This window comes from Pseudoalteromonas sp. MTN2-4 (genome assembly GCF_042848605.1).
GTDB lineage: Bacteria > Pseudomonadota > Gammaproteobacteria > Enterobacterales > Alteromonadaceae > Pseudoalteromonas.
In genome coordinates, this window is sequence record NZ_BTGK01000003.1 from 339717 (window position 1) to 355060 (window position 15344).

14 protein-coding genes are annotated in these 15344 nt (G+C 39.7%); 4 read left to right on the forward strand and 10 right to left on the reverse strand.

Going from position 1 to position 15344, the window contains the following annotated elements:
• Window positions 1-8 precede the first annotated feature (8 nt).
• Complete coding sequence (locus ACGHEH_RS10395; RefSeq protein ID WP_138568562.1) at window positions 9-998, reverse strand: rhodanese-related sulfurtransferase; 990 nt, start codon at window positions 996-998, stop codon at window positions 9-11.
• Window positions 999-1196: 198 nt separating this feature from the next.
• On the opposite strand from ACGHEH_RS10395, the gene ACGHEH_RS10400 reads away from it, so the two are divergent.
• On the forward strand, window positions 1197-2522 hold the full coding sequence (locus ACGHEH_RS10400; RefSeq protein ID WP_390444867.1) for a DEAD/DEAH box helicase: 1326 nt from the start codon (window positions 1197-1199) through the stop codon (window positions 2520-2522).
• A complete protein-coding gene (locus ACGHEH_RS10405; protein WP_390445186.1) occupies window positions 2519-3349 on the forward strand; it encodes a S1 RNA-binding domain-containing protein in 831 nt (276 codons plus the stop codon). Before ACGHEH_RS10400 ends, ACGHEH_RS10405 begins: the two co-directional genes overlap by 4 nt.
• Window positions 3350-3410: 61 nt before the next feature.
• On the opposite strand, the gene pyrF is transcribed toward ACGHEH_RS10405, so the two are convergent.
• From pyrF to gyrA, 9 genes are all read right to left on the reverse strand, one after another.
• The gene (pyrF, locus tag ACGHEH_RS10410) at window positions 3411-4115 is read right to left on the reverse strand and encodes an orotidine-5'-phosphate decarboxylase (RefSeq protein ID WP_390444869.1); all 705 of its coding nucleotides are present in this window, start codon (window positions 4113-4115) and stop codon (window positions 3411-3413) included.
• Window positions 4116-4147: 32 nt separating this feature from the next.
• Window positions 4148-5284 carry a lipopolysaccharide assembly protein LapB gene (locus ACGHEH_RS10415; RefSeq protein WP_390444871.1) on the reverse strand — a complete coding sequence of 379 codons (1137 nt, stop codon included), beginning with the start codon at window positions 5282-5284 and terminating at the stop codon, window positions 4148-4150.
• The gene (locus ACGHEH_RS10420; RefSeq protein ID WP_390444873.1) at window positions 5284-5550 is read right to left on the reverse strand and encodes a lipopolysaccharide assembly protein LapA domain-containing protein; all 267 of its coding nucleotides are present in this window, start codon (window positions 5548-5550) and stop codon (window positions 5284-5286) included. Before ACGHEH_RS10420 ends, ACGHEH_RS10415 begins: the two co-directional genes overlap by 1 nt.
• Before the next feature lie 14 nt (window positions 5551-5564).
• Window positions 5565-5855 (reverse strand): integration host factor subunit beta, encoded by a 291-nt coding sequence (gene ihfB, locus ACGHEH_RS10425; protein WP_138482285.1) that lies wholly within the window; start codon window positions 5853-5855, stop codon window positions 5565-5567.
• A 58-nt stretch (window positions 5856-5913) separates the two neighbouring features.
• A complete protein-coding gene (rpsA, locus tag ACGHEH_RS10430; RefSeq protein WP_390444876.1) occupies window positions 5914-7581 on the reverse strand; it encodes a 30S ribosomal protein S1 in 1668 nt (555 codons plus the stop codon).
• A 92-nt stretch (window positions 7582-7673) separates the two neighbouring features.
• Window positions 7674-8387: a (d)CMP kinase gene (gene cmk, locus ACGHEH_RS10435; RefSeq protein ID WP_390444879.1), complete on the reverse strand. Its 714-nt coding sequence runs from the start codon at window positions 8385-8387 to the stop codon at window positions 7674-7676.
• A 153-nt stretch (window positions 8388-8540) separates the two neighbouring features.
• A complete protein-coding gene (aroA, locus tag ACGHEH_RS10440; protein ID WP_390444881.1) occupies window positions 8541-9821 on the reverse strand; it encodes a 3-phosphoshikimate 1-carboxyvinyltransferase in 1281 nt (426 codons plus the stop codon).
• Window positions 9821-10900, reverse strand: coding sequence for a 3-phosphoserine/phosphohydroxythreonine transaminase (serC, locus tag ACGHEH_RS10445; RefSeq protein ID WP_349287303.1), 1080 nt, complete (start codon window positions 10898-10900; stop codon window positions 9821-9823). Before serC ends, aroA begins: the two co-directional genes overlap by 1 nt.
• A 105-nt stretch (window positions 10901-11005) precedes the next feature.
• Window positions 11006-13690 carry a DNA gyrase subunit A gene (gene gyrA, locus ACGHEH_RS10450; protein WP_390444884.1) on the reverse strand — a complete coding sequence of 895 codons (2685 nt, stop codon included), beginning with the start codon at window positions 13688-13690 and terminating at the stop codon, window positions 11006-11008.
• Window positions 13691-13868: 178 nt separating this feature from the next.
• Here gyrA and ubiG point away from each other — a divergent pair, with 178 nt between their 5' ends.
• Both ubiG and ACGHEH_RS10460 read left to right on the forward strand, forming a co-directional pair.
• Window positions 13869-14579 carry a bifunctional 2-polyprenyl-6-hydroxyphenol methylase/3-demethylubiquinol 3-O-methyltransferase UbiG gene (gene ubiG, locus ACGHEH_RS10455; RefSeq protein ID WP_390444887.1) on the forward strand — a complete coding sequence of 237 codons (711 nt, stop codon included), beginning with the start codon at window positions 13869-13871 and terminating at the stop codon, window positions 14577-14579.
• Complete coding sequence (locus tag ACGHEH_RS10460) at window positions 14579-15223, forward strand: HAD family hydrolase (protein ID WP_390444890.1); 645 nt, start codon at window positions 14579-14581, stop codon at window positions 15221-15223. The genes ubiG and ACGHEH_RS10460 overlap by 1 nt, the downstream gene beginning before the upstream one ends.
• Window positions 15224-15344: the final 121 nt, after the last annotated feature.

Genomic DNA, 15344 nt, shown 5'->3' on the forward strand with positions numbered 1-15344 from the left:
TTTCTTAATTATGATTTTAAAGCTTTTCGTTGAGCTTCTTTTTGCTGCTGTTTTGCTTGCTTGCGCTGTAGTAAAGCTTCTTGAGCTTCATGCCCTATATGGCCTTCGCCACGCTCTTGCGCCAATTTCATTTGTTTTTGACGCTCAGCAAAACGGGCACGCTGCTCTTCAGTTACATTATCAATACAGTGATGACAAGAAACACCCTCTTCATATTCAGGCTTTTGTTTTTCTTCTTCGGTGATTGGCATCCGACAAGCATGACACTGATCGTATTGACCTTTTTGTAAGTCATGATCGACGGCTACACGGTTATCGAATACAAAACACTCACCTTCCCATAGAGATTCTTCTTTTGGTACTTCTTCAAGGTACTTAAGAATGCCGCCTTCTAAGTGGTAAACTTCATCAAAGCCCTGCTCTTTCATATAAGCAGTCGACTTTTCACAACGAATGCCTCCTGTACAGAACATCGCTACTTTTTTATTTTTAGCAGGGTCTAAGTTTTTCTCTGCCCACTCAGGGAATTCACGGAAAGTCTTAGTGTTTGGGTCAATAGCATGTTTGAACGTACCGATTTCAATTTCGTAATCATTACGTGTATCAACAACCACAACATCTGGGTCAGAAATAAGCGCGTTCCAATCTTGTGGCTTAACGTAAGAACCAACCACTTTTAACGGGTCGATACCTTCCACACCCATAGTCACGATTTCTTTTTTAAGTTTTACTTTAGTTCTATAGAACGGACACGTTTCGTCGTAAGACTCTTTAGAAACAATATTATCTAAACCTGGTTGCGCATCTAACCAAGCAAGTAATGTATCAATACCTTCACGTTTTGCAGCAACTGTACCGTTAATACCTTCAGCAGCAAGAAGCAAAGTACCACGTACTTCGTTTGCTTCCATAACCTCTAAAAGAGGCTGACGAATTTCTTTGAAGTTTGGTAATGAAACGAATTTATAAAGTGCACATACAACATATTGAGCAGACATAATATTCCTAATTAGCTTTGAATAAGGCTATTAGTTCTTAAGCACGACTAATAGCTAACTACCGGATCGTAAATCCGGCGCCGGAGGCGGTATTGTACGGATTTAACAAAAAAATGCACTAATAAAGCTAAAATATCCCTGTGTTGCAGAACTCTGTTTGATATAATTGCTGCTTAAACTTTATTTGGAGTAGTAACTTTGCAATTTACCGAATTAGGTATTGATAGCCGCTTGGCTCAACAACTTTCGCACCAAGGGATAGTTTCACCAACTGAAATTCAGGCTCAAGCCGTTCCAACTGCAATCGCAGGTCACGATGTATTCGCACAATCTAAAACAGGCTCAGGTAAGACATTAGCTTTTTTGCTGCCTGCTGTGCACAGAATAATGAAACAAAAAGCACTAAGTAAGCGCGATCCAAGAGCGCTTATCATTGCACCTACACGTGAACTCGCGACACAAGTTTTTAATCAATGCCGACTGTTAATTGCAAGCACTAATATTTCTTTAGTGAAAATCCTTGGCGGTGAGAACTTTAACGACCAAGTTAAAGCACTTCGTAAGAATCCACACATTGTTATAGCTACCCCTGGCCGCTTAGCCGATCATCTTTCTCAAAACACAGTACAATTAAATGGTTTAGAACTGCTTATTTTCGATGAAGCAGATCGCATGTTAGATTTAGGTTTCGAAGAACAATTAAACTTAATCAACCAATCTGCTGATCATCGTCTAAGACAAACATTGCTATTTTCAGCGACTTTAGATCATGCACAAGTTGAAGTTACATCTCGTCAGCTCTTAAAAGCACCAAAACGCATCATTTTGAGTGATGCCCAACAGAAACACGACGACATTGAGCAAGCGCTATATTTTGCTGATCATCTTGATCACAAAGAAGCACTTCTCAAACATTTAGTGACTGATGAATCTGTTGGTCAATGCATCATTTTTACAGCCACAAGAAACGACACTCAGCGCATTAGTGAACTACTTAAAGAAATGGATATCTCTGCAGTAGGTCTTGCAGGTGATTTAACCCAAGCTAAACGCTTAGATATTATGGATTCTTTTAGTCGCGGCTTATTTAAAGTATTAGTGACCACAGACGTTGCGTCACGGGGTCTTGACTTGTTAAGCGTGACACACGTTATTAATTTCGATCTCCCTAAACAAGCCGAGGAATATGTGCACCGGATCGGTCGTACCGGGCGTGCAGGCTTTAAAGGTGTTGCAGTATCATTCGTAGGTCCTAAAGATTGGAAGAGTTACCTAGCCATTAAGTCATATTTACACGAAATACCTGATTTTAAAGTCATTGAAGGGTTAGAAGGTAAATTTAAAGGCCTTAGACCACCAAAACCTGCAAAAAAAGTTAACCTTAAATCAAAAGATACTGTAAAAAAGATTAAGAAAAAACCATATAAAAAACCGATTAAGAAAAATAAAAAACCTATCCCTGCGCCATTTGATGTAGATGGTGCAGCACCATTAAGACGTAAGCCAAAGCCAACACAGGAATAATTATGTTAGGTACAAAACAACATTTACAAATCACTGAGCTTTGCGCTGAAGGGGCTTATTTAGACGGCGGTCAACTAGGTGAAGTATTTCTAAAGAAATCTGAAGTACCTGAGTACTTAGAAGAAGGTGATAGCGTTCAGGTTTTCATCTACCAAGATAATTTAGGCCACCCAACTGCTACGACTAAAGATGTGATTGCCCAAGTTGGCGATTTCGCTTTATTACGTGTTAAAGAAATAAATAAGATAGGTGCTTTCTTAGATATTGGTATCGATAAAGATATTTTATCCCCTTACAATGAACAAAAGCCAAAAATGCGTGAAGGCTATAGTTATCTTGTTAAGTTATATTTAGATAATGCAAGTAAACGTATTTGTGCATCGAGTAACTTAAAAAAGTTTTTAGACAAAGCAACACCGTCATATAAACCAAACGAAGAAGTCGATTTAATCGTCGCTTCTAAAACGGATATTGGCTTTAAGGTTATCATTAATGACAGCCATACAGGCGTGGTGTTTTTTAATACCGTTTTCAAAAGACTGTTTATAGGGCAAAAATTAAAAGGCTTTATCAAACAAGTTCGAGAAGATGGCAAAATAGATGTCGTACTTGAAAAGCAAGGCGTTCAAAAATTTAAAGATCTTGGTGAGCAGATTTTGTCAGAACTTAAAAACTCAGAGGGCTTTATTCCTCTTGGCGATAAATCTGATCCTGAAGAAATTAAGAAACGTTTTGGCTCAAGTAAAGCAAACTTTAAAAAAGCCATTGGAGGCTTGTTTAAACAAGGCTTAATTGATATCGAAGCTAAGTCAATTACATTGAAATAACTCAGAATAATATAAAGGCAGCTTACACTGCCTTTATTTTTCATCACGTTTAACTTTCAGGTTAAGCGTTAATTTCCAAATTAATGGCTTCTAACGCTTTAACAGGATCTTCAGATTTAGTAATTGGTCTACCTATTACTAAATAATCACTTCCCGCTTCGACCGCTTTCTTTGGCGTCATAATGCGCTTTTGGTCACCAACATCTGCGCCAACAGGACGAATACCTGGAGTCACTAATTTGAAGTCAGCACCCAATTCAGTTTTTAAGCTTTCAGCTTCTTGAGCTGAGCATACGACACCATCAAGGCCAGCTTCTTGTGCAAGCTTGGCAAGATACAAAACTTGCTCTTGTGGCGTTTTATCAACACCTAAACGTGATAACTGCGCCTGATCCATGCTTGTTAGAACAGTTACAGCAATAAGTAATGGGCCATTTTCATATTGTGCTAAAGCTTCTTTTGCTTTTTGCATCATTTCTAGACCACCACTTGCATGCACGTTAACCATCCACACACCTAGCTCAGCAGCGGCAGTTACAGCTTTAGCAACTGTATTAGGAATATCATGGAATTTTAGGTCTAAGAAGACATCAAAGCCTAAGTCAACTAACTGTTTAACGAACTGAGGACCGAAATAGGTGAACATTTCTTTACCGACTTTAAGGCGACACGTTTGAGGAGAAAGTTGCTTAACAAAGTCTAATGCTGCTTGTTCATTATCATAATCAAGCGCAATTAATACTTTTTTAGAATCGTGTTGAGACATAATAATCCTAATCGAATAAAGTTAAGTAAGCCTTAAAAACCATCAACGCCTTTATTTGGTCGTATGGTCTCCCAGTGCTTACAAGAAGGGCAAAGCCAATATAATTTATGGCTTGTAAAACCACAGTGACGACACTGATACTCTGGTTTAGTATTTATGTAGGATGTAACTAAATGATCTATCTCATTTAATACATCTTGTAGTTTGTGGTTTTTACTACTCAGCAGTTTTAATAAGTAACTAAAACCTCTAATTGATGGCTCACGTTTTAAACTATCAGTTAGAAATTCTATCGCTTCATTTGCTTTATTTAATTCTAATAAAGATTGGCAATGTTTTATTTTTATCAGCATACCGCCCTTAGGCAATAATTCGCTGATCAGTTCATAAAACTGGGACTGTAAATTAAGTGCATTATAGCTATGCTCAAGTTGTTCCATATAAATTGGCGCTGTATCAGAAAAGCTGCAAATGAGTTTTCGCCAATAATATATACTCTTCACATAATCTTTATTGTTATAAGCATCTAAACCGAGTTCATACATAGGGCGAATTGTTTTATGGTTTAGTGCAAACGTCTTTTCCATTAATTTAGGAGTTTGATTAGATAATGCGGTTTCACAATAGAAGTTTGCGATTGCAGCACAATGACTTCTTTTACTAAATAAGTCACTGTGAGCTTCAAACATATTCACACCTTTTTGCCATTCGCTCATTTGTGAATATAAATTAATAATTGGTTCTAGTGCTTGGGTGTTATTAGACTTAACCAGAATAATTAAATGCTCTTCAGCACTGTCTAATAAGCCAGCCATTATGTAATCTTGCGCAAGCTCAAGTCTACAATCAGACATGATGCGTTCATCTAAATTAGGCTGATTAATGAGGAGTTCATGAATTTTGATTGCTCTATCTATTTCGCCTCGTTTGCGAAATAAACTGGCTAAAGTAAGGTAATGCTCGACAGAGTCAGCAGAGACTTCAAGCAATTGAATAAGGTGTTCAAGACCCTGATCTTCTTCACGGTCTAGTAAGAATTTTAGCCCTTTACTATATTCGGACGTTATTTTTCTGCTGTATTCATGAGCTTGATTCTTAGCACTATTCTTGCCCATTACATAACCGTAAGCAGCAGCAACAGGAAGAAGTAAAAACAGCAGTTCTATCATTATTGAGTATTTATCTGATCAGCGTTTACTTTATCTTTTCTATTTAAACGGTAATTCTGCCATTTTAGTTTAGAAACTGAAGCAGTGCCGATTAAACAACCAATCAACAACCCAATAATAAATGTGATTGCGAGAATAGTGGCAAGAGGTAAAGTGCTACTCGCTAATATATAGTTTACTTGTACTTCTGCAGGGTTTTGTGAACCTATTACAAAAGCTAAAACTATTAGAACTAACAACAATCCTTTTTTGGCGATCTTTACCAACTGCTACCCTACCCTTAACCAGCAATACTTGCGTTTACTCTGTCTCTAAGCTCTTTACCAGGCTTAAAGTGTGGGACGTGTTTACCATCTAATTCAACTGTTTCACCAGTTTTTGGGTTACGACCTGTACGAGGGGCACGGTAATGTAGTGAAAAACTACCAAATCCACGAATTTCAATTCGTTCAGATTCTGCTAATGACCCTGCCATTTGTTCAAGAATCTCTTTAACGGCATTTTCAACGTCCTTAACTGGAATATGAATATGTTGTTCAGCTAACTGTTCTATCAATTCTGACTTTGTCATAATTTTTCCTCAAAATAAAAAGAAAGGGCAAAAGTGCCCTTTCTATCTGTACTCGAAATTAGTCTTTCTGAGCGTTTTTGAAAGCTGCAGCCATTGCATTTTCGAATGCTGGCTCTTCTTTCTTCAGCTTCTCAAGAACTTCTTTCTCTTCAGCTTCGAACATAGCTTTAACTGATAGGCTGATAGTACGGTTCTTACGATCAACACCTACGAATTTAGCTTCGATTTCGTCGCCTGCAGAAACAGCAGTTGTTGCATCTTCAACACGCTCTTGAGCGATGTCAGCTACACGGATGTAACCTTCAACACCTTCGATAAGCTCAACAGTTGCACCTTTCGCGTCAACTTCAGTCACTTTACCTTTAACAATAGCACCTTTTTTGTTTGCGTCTAGGTAGTTATTGAAAGGATCTGCTTCAATTTGCTTAACGCCTAGTGAGATACGCTCACGCTCTGGGTCAACTTGAAGTACGATTGCAGTGATTTCATCGCCTTTCTTGTACTCACGTACCGCTTCTTCACCTGGAGTGTTCCAAGAGATGTCAGATAGGTGTACAAGACCGTCGATACCACCTTCAAGACCGATGAAGATACCGAAGTCAGTGATTGACTTGATCTTACCAGTAACTTGATCACCTTTGTTCTGTAGGCGAGCAAATTCTTGCCATGGGTTAGCAATACACTGCTTAAGACCAAGAGAAATACGACGACGCTCTTCGTCAATTTCAAGAACCATAACTTCAACAGTGTCACCTAGTGAAACAACTTTTGAAGGATGGATGTTTTTGTTAGTCCAATCCATTTCTGAAACGTGAACTAGACCTTCAACACCTTCTTCGATTTCAACGAAACAACCGTAGTCAGTTAGGTTAGTTACACGACCTGAAAGCTTAGCACCTTCAGGGTAACGACCAGCGATAGCTGCCCATGGATCTTCGCCAAGCTGCTTAAGACCTAGAGAAACACGCGTCTTCTCTTTGTCGAACTTAAGTACTTTAACCGCGATTTCGTCACCAACGTTAACGATTTCACTTGGGTGCTTAACGCGCTTCCAAGCCATGTCAGTGATGTGTAGAAGACCATCAACACCACCTAGGTCTACGAATGCACCGTAGTCAGTAAGGTTCTTAACGATACCTTTAACTTCTTGACCTTCAACAAGGTTAGCAAGAAGTTCATCACGCTCTTGTGAGTTTTCAGATTCGATAACTGCACGACGAGAAACAACAACGTTGTTACGCTTCTGGTCAAGCTTGATTACTTTGAACTCTAACTCTTTGCCTTCAAGGTGAGTTGTGTCACGTACTGGACGAACATCAACAAGTGAACCAGGTAGGAATGCACGGATTGAATCAACTTCAACAGTGAAACCGCCTTTAACTTTACCGTTGATGATACCAGTAACAGTCTCTTGCTCTTCACATGCTTTCTCAAGACGGATCCAAGCTTCGTGACGCTTAGCTTTCTCACGAGAAAGGATAGTTTCACCGAAACCATCTTCGATAGCATCTAGTGCTACGTCTACTTCATCACCAACAGCAACTTCTAGTTCACCAGCAGCATTTTTGAATTGCTCAGCAGGGATTGCACTTTCAGATTTAAGGCCAGCGTCAACAAGAACGATGTTGTTCTCGATTGAGATAACAGTACCTTTAACGATTGAACCTTGTTCTGCTTCAAAACCCTTTAGGCTTTCTTCAAATAACTGCGCAAAATTTTCTGACATTATACGTCTCTAAATATTTAATAATCCAATTGGCAACCATGCCGCATGGGGTAGTTTAACAAGCACCAACTTCCTGTCAGTACATTAAAAATCTATGCTATAAGAGATTGTTTTAACTTACCATTAATGACGGCTTGTTCAAGAATGTTTTGAACTTCATTAAACACTTGTTCAGCGTTTAATGTTGTCGTGTCAATTACAATGGCATCTTCAGCAGGCACTAGCGGCGCTACTTTACGATTCATATCTCTGTCATCTCTCGCTTGAATATCAGCAAGGAGACCACTTAGTGTAACATTTAACCCACGACCATTCAACTCGTCGAAACGACGTTGAGCACGCTCTTCTGCGCTTGCTGTAAGGTAAATCTTAACTTCTGCATTTGGAAATACAACTGTGCCCATATCACGACCATCTGCAATTAAACCTGCTTCGGTTCTAAATGCACGCTGGCGACGCAACAAAGCTTCACGAACTCGTGGTAAAGCAGCAACTTTTGATGCAGCAGCGCCCACTTCTTCATTTCGGATCGTTAAACTAACGTCTTCGCCTTCTAAGATCACTTTACATGATTTAGTTTCACGGTCGATTGGAAATTGCACATCAAGATTAGCAGCAAGAGGCACTAATGCTTCTTCGTTGTCTAATTCTATGTGGTGATGAATTGCAGCAAGTGCTAAAACACGATAAATCGCCCCACTATCTAGCACCTCCCAATTCAATTTTTCAGCTAATAAACGACAAACAGTTCCTTTACCTGAACCACTTGGACCGTCAACGGTGATAACTGGCATTACAGCCTGCATTTAAACCTCCTGAAATGCTCACCAAAAAATTCCGCGGCATTATACATCATGTTTTATGAATAGATCCTGTTTTAGCTGTAACTTTTTGTTAAATAATATAATTGAGGTACAGGGCTATAATGTTATAACCCTGCATTTTCAAGATCTTGGAGATTAATGAGTACTCAAAGATGCAAGTACATCGAAGTATGTTGGGAAGGTTTTCGCCGTACATTTTGGATCATTAATGATCACTTCTTGGCCGCCCACTGCGACCATTGAAAAACACATGGCAATTCTGTGATCATCATAAGTATCAATATCAACTAAATTCAATGTTTCAGGTGGTGTAACTTCAATAAAGTCATTACCTTCAACAACTTGAGCACCTAATTTTTTTAATTCAGTTGCCATAGCATGTAGTCGATCTGTTTCCTTTACACGCCAGTTGTATATGTCTCTAATAGCCGTTTTGCCTTTAGCAAAAAGTGCCACTGTCGCTAATGTCATAGCAGCATCAGGAATTGCGTTGGCATTAATATCGATGCCATTTAACTCACCTTTACGAACGACCAGTTTTTCATCATACCAATCGATCTCAGCGCCAACTTGCTCCATGACTTTTGCAAAACCAATATCACCCTGCACACTTGCCTTGCCGACGCCATTAATTTCTATTTCACCACCATTGATGGCTGCAGCAGCAATAAAGTAAGACGCAGATGATGCATCTCCTTCTACCATAATGCTCTTTGGTGACTGATAGTTTTGACCTGCTTTAACAACAAAATACTGGTAATTGTCATTTTCTACATGCACACCAAATTTTGCCATCACACCTATTGTAATATCGATATAGGGTTTCGAAACTAGTTCACCTTTTATAGAGATATTTAAATCACCACCTAATAAAGGGGCAGCCATTAATATCGCTGTCAAAAACTGACTTGAAATACTGCCATCAATTTCTACATGTCCGCCTGCTAGCTTTTTACCAAGGATTTTTAATGGTGGATAATCTTTATTTTTAAGGTAAGTGATATCTGCATCAATAGAATCTAATGCATCAACTAAATGACCTATCGGGCGCTCTTCCATTCTAGGCTCGCCAATAAGCTCATAATTTCCTTCAATAGCAGCTAAAACAGCTGTCAAAGGACGATATGCAGTACCAGCATTACCTAAAAAGAGCGGTTCATCTGGCGTTTCAAATTTGCCTGAAACACCATAAACAGTTGCGATGGTCTTGTCTTCGTTAAGTTCGACTTTAGCACCTAACTGACCAAGCGCTTTTAGCATGTGTCTTATGTCATCACTATCAAGTAAGTTAGTGACTTGCGTCACACCATCAGCAAGTGCTGCGAGCAGCAAGATTCGGTTCGATAGGCTTTTTGAGCCAGGTAAGGTAACTGAACCACTTACCTTTTTAATTGGCTTTAAGGTAAGTTGTTCCATTAACTATTTTCCTGTGCAAATTTATCCATAAACGCGACTAAAGCTTCTATACCTTCTACTGGCATAGCGTTATAAATACTTGCACGCATACCACCAACAAATCTATGACCTTCAAGTGCAAGTAACCCTGCGGCTTCGGCTTCAGATAAAAACTTATCGTTTAAAGTGTCATCTTTAAGCCAAAATGGGACATTCATAAGTGAGCGACAATGTTTAGCAACTTTATTAGAATAGAAGTCTGAGCTATCAATATAGTCATATAGGATCGCTGCTTTCTTCTTATTGTGCGCTTCCATTGCTTTAACACCACCGATTGACTCTAGGTATTGAAATACTTCATTTGCTAAATACCATGCAAAAGTTGGCGGCGTGTTATACATACTGCCTTGTTTTGCTTCAATCGCATAATCAAGGATAGCTGGACGAGGTAAGCCTTCTCGCTCTAACAAGGTTTTACGCACGATAACAATACATAAGCCTGAAGGGCCGATATTTTTCTGAGCACCCGCATAAATCAAATCAAAATCATCTACATTGATTTCACGTGACAAGATCATTGAAGACATATCTGCCACGATGGGTGCATCGTGCTTAGGCACATCGTATATCTCAATACCATCGATTGTTTCGTTAGGACAATAATGAATAAACGACGCTTTTTCAGGTAACTTCCACTGTGCAACAGGCTGAATATCGAATTGACCATCAACATCTGTACGAATATTAATGCCTTCTACTTCGGTGAACTTAGCGCCTTCTGTCGTCGCGCCACTAGACCAAATACCATTCTCAACATACACACCAGGTGCATCATCTAGGTGAAGGTTTAAAGGCACTGCAGCAAATTGGCCACGGCCACCGCCATGCATAAATAAAACTTCAAACTCATGTGAAATGTTCATTAAACGACGAAGGCTTGCTTCGCACTCTTTTACCATTTCTAGGTAAGGCTGAGCTCTGTGGCTCACTTCCATGACAGATACACCTAGGTTCTGCCAATTTAAAAATTCTTGTTGTGCTTTTTTCATTACTTCTGGTGGCAACATTGCCGGACCAGCACAAAAGTTATATACCGTCATTTCCTCATTCCTAAACTGTATATTTGTGAACGCATTGAGTTATCGTTATAAATAACTTCACGCTTTTTAGAGTTAAAAAAAGCGGCCGAAGCCGCTTTTTAAGATTTATTCACTTGGAGTATCTTCACTACTCTCTTGTGTACCTTCAGGGTTATCTTGCACTACTGCTTCAGAACCGTCTTCAGGTAATTCATCAACTTCGATTTCCTCGATACGTTGTAAACCAACTACTTGTTCTTCGTCAATAGTTCTTATCAAAATAACACCTTGTGTGTTACGACCGACAGTAGAAACTTCGTTAACACGGGTACGTACAAGCGTGCCGCGGTTTGAGATAATCATGATTTCATGGTTATCTTCAACTTGCACCGCACCGACTACGTTACCATTACGCTCCGATACCTTAATTGATACAACACCTTGTGTTGCACGGCTCTTCGCTGGGTAGTCTTCTAATGGTGTACGTTTACCATAACCATTCTCAGTAACGGTCAAGATTGCACCATCATTCTTAGGTACGATCAACGATACAACTTTAACACCCTCAGGCATCTTAATACCGCGAACACCGGTTGCTGTGCGGCCCATAGGACGTAAAGCAAGCATTTCTTCGCCAGTCTCAGGATCTATCTTAACTTCACCTGTTTCTGAATCACGAAGCTTTTCGTTAAATCGCACTACCTTACCATGATCTGTGAATAGCATGATGTCGTTGCTACCATCTGTGATATCAGCACCGATCAGGTTATCACCTTCGTTAAGGTTAATTGCAATAATACCGCTTGCACGTTGACGGCTATACGCTGTTAAAGGAGTCTTTTTAACAGTACCGTTTGCCGTTGCCATCAATACATACTTGTCATCTTCATATTCACGAACCGGTAAAATAGTCGTGATACGTTCATGCGCTTCTAATGGTAACAAGTTAACGATTGGTTTACCGCGTGCCTGACGTGATGCGAGTGGTAACTGGTAAACTTTCAACCAGTACATTCTACCAGCTGTTGAGAAACACAAAATGGTATCGTGTGTATTTGCAACTAACAGACGTTCGATGAAGTCTTCATCTTTCATCTTAGTTGCTGCTTTACCTTTACCACCACGGCGCTGCGCTTCGTAATCAGATAATGGCTGATACTTTACATAGCCTTCGTGAGAAAGTGTTACAACTACATCTTCTTCATTAATCAGATCTTCAAGACTAATATCGTGGGCAGCAGCACTGATCTCAGTACGACGCTCATCACCATATTGCTCTTTGATTTCAACGAGCTCATCACGAATAACTTCCATTAATCTTTCTGGTGAAGAAAGGATGTAAAGAAGTTCTGCAATGAGGTCTAATAGCTCTTGATATTCACCAAGGATCTTCTCGTGCTCAAGGCCTGTTAGCTTGTGTAAGCGTAAATCAAGAATAGCTTGAGCTTGTTGCTCAGATAAATAGTACTGACCGTCGCGAATACCTAGCTCAGCAGCTAACCAATCAGGACGTGCAACATTGTCTTCACCAGCCTTTTCAAGCATAGCTTTTACTGTGCCTAACTCCCAAGGACGCGCAACAAGCGCTTGTTTTGCTTCTGATGGTGTTGGAGACTTACGAATTAACTCAATAATTGGGTCGATATTCGCAAGGGCAATTGCTAGACCTTCAAGTGTATGCGCTCGATCACGTGCTTTACGTAAATCGAATACAGTACGACGAGTAACAACTTCACGACGGTGAATAATAAACGCATCAAGCATTTCTTTTAAGTTGAAACACTTAGGTTGGTTATTATCCAGCGCAACCATATTCATACCGAATACAGTTTGCATTTGTGTTTGTGCGTAAAGGTTATTTAATAGAACTTCACCCACTTCACCACGCTTAACTTCAATAACGATACGCATACCGTCTTTGTCAGACTCGTCACGAAGTGCACTAATGCCTTCGATTTTCTTATCTTTTACAAGCTCAGCAATTTTTTCTATTAATCGCGCTTTGTTAACTTGATAAGGAATTTCATGAACAATGATCGTTTCACGACCAGTTTTATCATCCACTTCAATTTCAGCACGCGCACGAATGTATACCTTACCACGACCCGTTTTATAGGCTTGTTCGATGCCCTTCTTACCGTTAATAATCGCAGCAGTTGGGAAATCTGGACCTGGGATATATTCGATTAGTTCTTCAATCGTTAAATCAGGGTTTTGAATAAGCGCTAAACAGCCGTTGATCACCTCAGTTAAATTATGAGGTGGGATGTTGGTCGCCATACCAACAGCAATACCTGAAGAACCATTGACTAATAAGTTAGGTACTTTAGTTGGCAATACATCAGGGATCTGCTCTGTACCATCGTAGTTTGGTACATAATCAACTGTTTCTTTTTCAAGATCAGCTAGTAGTTCATGCGACATTTTCGCCATACGTACTTCGGTATAACGCATCGCAGCGGCTGAGTCACCGTCAACAGAACCAAAGTTACCTTGACCGTCAACCAGCATATAACGTAGAGAGAAAGGCTGAGCCATACGAACAATCGTGTCGTATACAGCACTGTCACCATGCGGGTGGTATTTACCGATAACATCACCGACAACACGAGCCGACTTCTTATAAGGCTTATTCCAGTCGTTACGAAGCTCATTCATGGCAAACAATACACGACGGTGAACAGGTTTTAGACCATCACGTACGTCTGGTAATGCACGACCTACGATTACACTCATCGCGTAGTCAAGGTATGAATTTTTTAACTCGTCTTCGATATTGACTGGGAGGATTTCATTGGCGAGATCAGTCATTGATTGCACTTTCCTTCAGAGTCTATCTCTATTAACACTATCAAGTGCCCTAGAGATTAAGTTATTATTAATATCAACGCCCATGCTAACACAGATTTATAATTATTACAGGCGCAAAATCCGTGTGATTTTGAAATAATCTAATTTAAATGCGCTCAGATTCACGAGGAAGTTTTTTATGACCGAACATCAGAATGTAGATCCACAAGAAATTGCGAAATTTGAGAGCATCGCAGAAAGATGGTGGGATACAGAAGGAGAATTTAAACCCCTTCATAATATTAATCCGTTACGTCTCGATTTTATTAATGACAAATCTAATGGCTTATTTGATAAACAAGTTGTCGATATCGGCTGTGGTGGCGGTATTTTAACTGAAAGCATGGCGAAACTTGGGGCCAAAGCGACCGGTATAGACTTAGGCCAAGAGCCACTCAATGTTGCAAAACTGCACGCTTTAGAAGTGGGTTTAAAAGTTGACTATATAAAAGTACCAGCAGAGGAATTTGCAGCAAACAATACTGAGCAATTTGATGTCGTAACGTGCATGGAAATGCTTGAGCACGTTCCTGACCCTGAATCTATTATCCAAGCTGCTGCACAAATGGCAAAGCCTGGCGCAAGTGTATTCTTTTCAACTTTAAACAAAACGATTAAAGCGTATTTACTTGCTATAGTCGGTGCAGAAAAAATTCTAAAAATGGTACCTGAGGGTACACATGAGCATGATAAGTTTATTCGCCCTTCTGTTTTAATTGGCTGGGCTGAAAAAGCAGGCCTTAAAGTTCGCGCCAGTGCGGGGATCAATTACAACCCAATCAATAAAACATTTACCTTAACTGATGATGTCAGTGTGAATTACTTACTTCATTTCGAGAAACTTGATTAATGAATGCTGTCATATTCGATTTAGACGGCACCCTACTCGACACCACTGACGACTTAGGAGCAGCTTTAAACCACGTTCTTGAGATAAATGGCCTTGCTGCCGTTTCGCGAGATGTATATAGCCCTGCTATTTCTGATGGCGTAAAAGCGCTCTTAGATGTTGGATTTGGTAGTCGGCTCGATGAGTTTGAAGTAGCTCGCTTAAGACAGGATGTACTTGACTATTATGAAGCCAATATTGCAGTACATACGGATTGCTTTGATGGTGTACCAGAATTAATTCAGTCTTTGCATAAAGATGATATAAAAGTCGCAATCATGACTAATAAGCCTACATTCCTGACTTTACCCCTTGTTAGGCAAATTTCAGCACTCAAAGAAATTGAAGTTATTGTTTGTGGAGATACGCTAGATGAAGCTAAGCCTTCTCCTAAGCCATTATTATACGCAGCGAAACAATTAAGTATTAATCCATCCGAATGTCTTTATGTGGGTGATGCACAACGAGATATTCAAGCAGCAAAAGCGGCAAGGATGACTTCTGCTTGCGCTTTATGGGGATATATCCCAAGTCTTGAAGACGCGTATAGTTGGCAAGCAGATCTAAATTTAACTAACCCACTTTTAGTGCTTGACCATATCTAGTGCTCATATTTACGCCAAAACACTATATCTAGTGTTTTGGCTCTTTCATCACCTCAAGCTGCTCATTAAGAAAACACTCTAAAATTTTTTTTATTTTCTTTAAAAATCGCATCATTTTTAT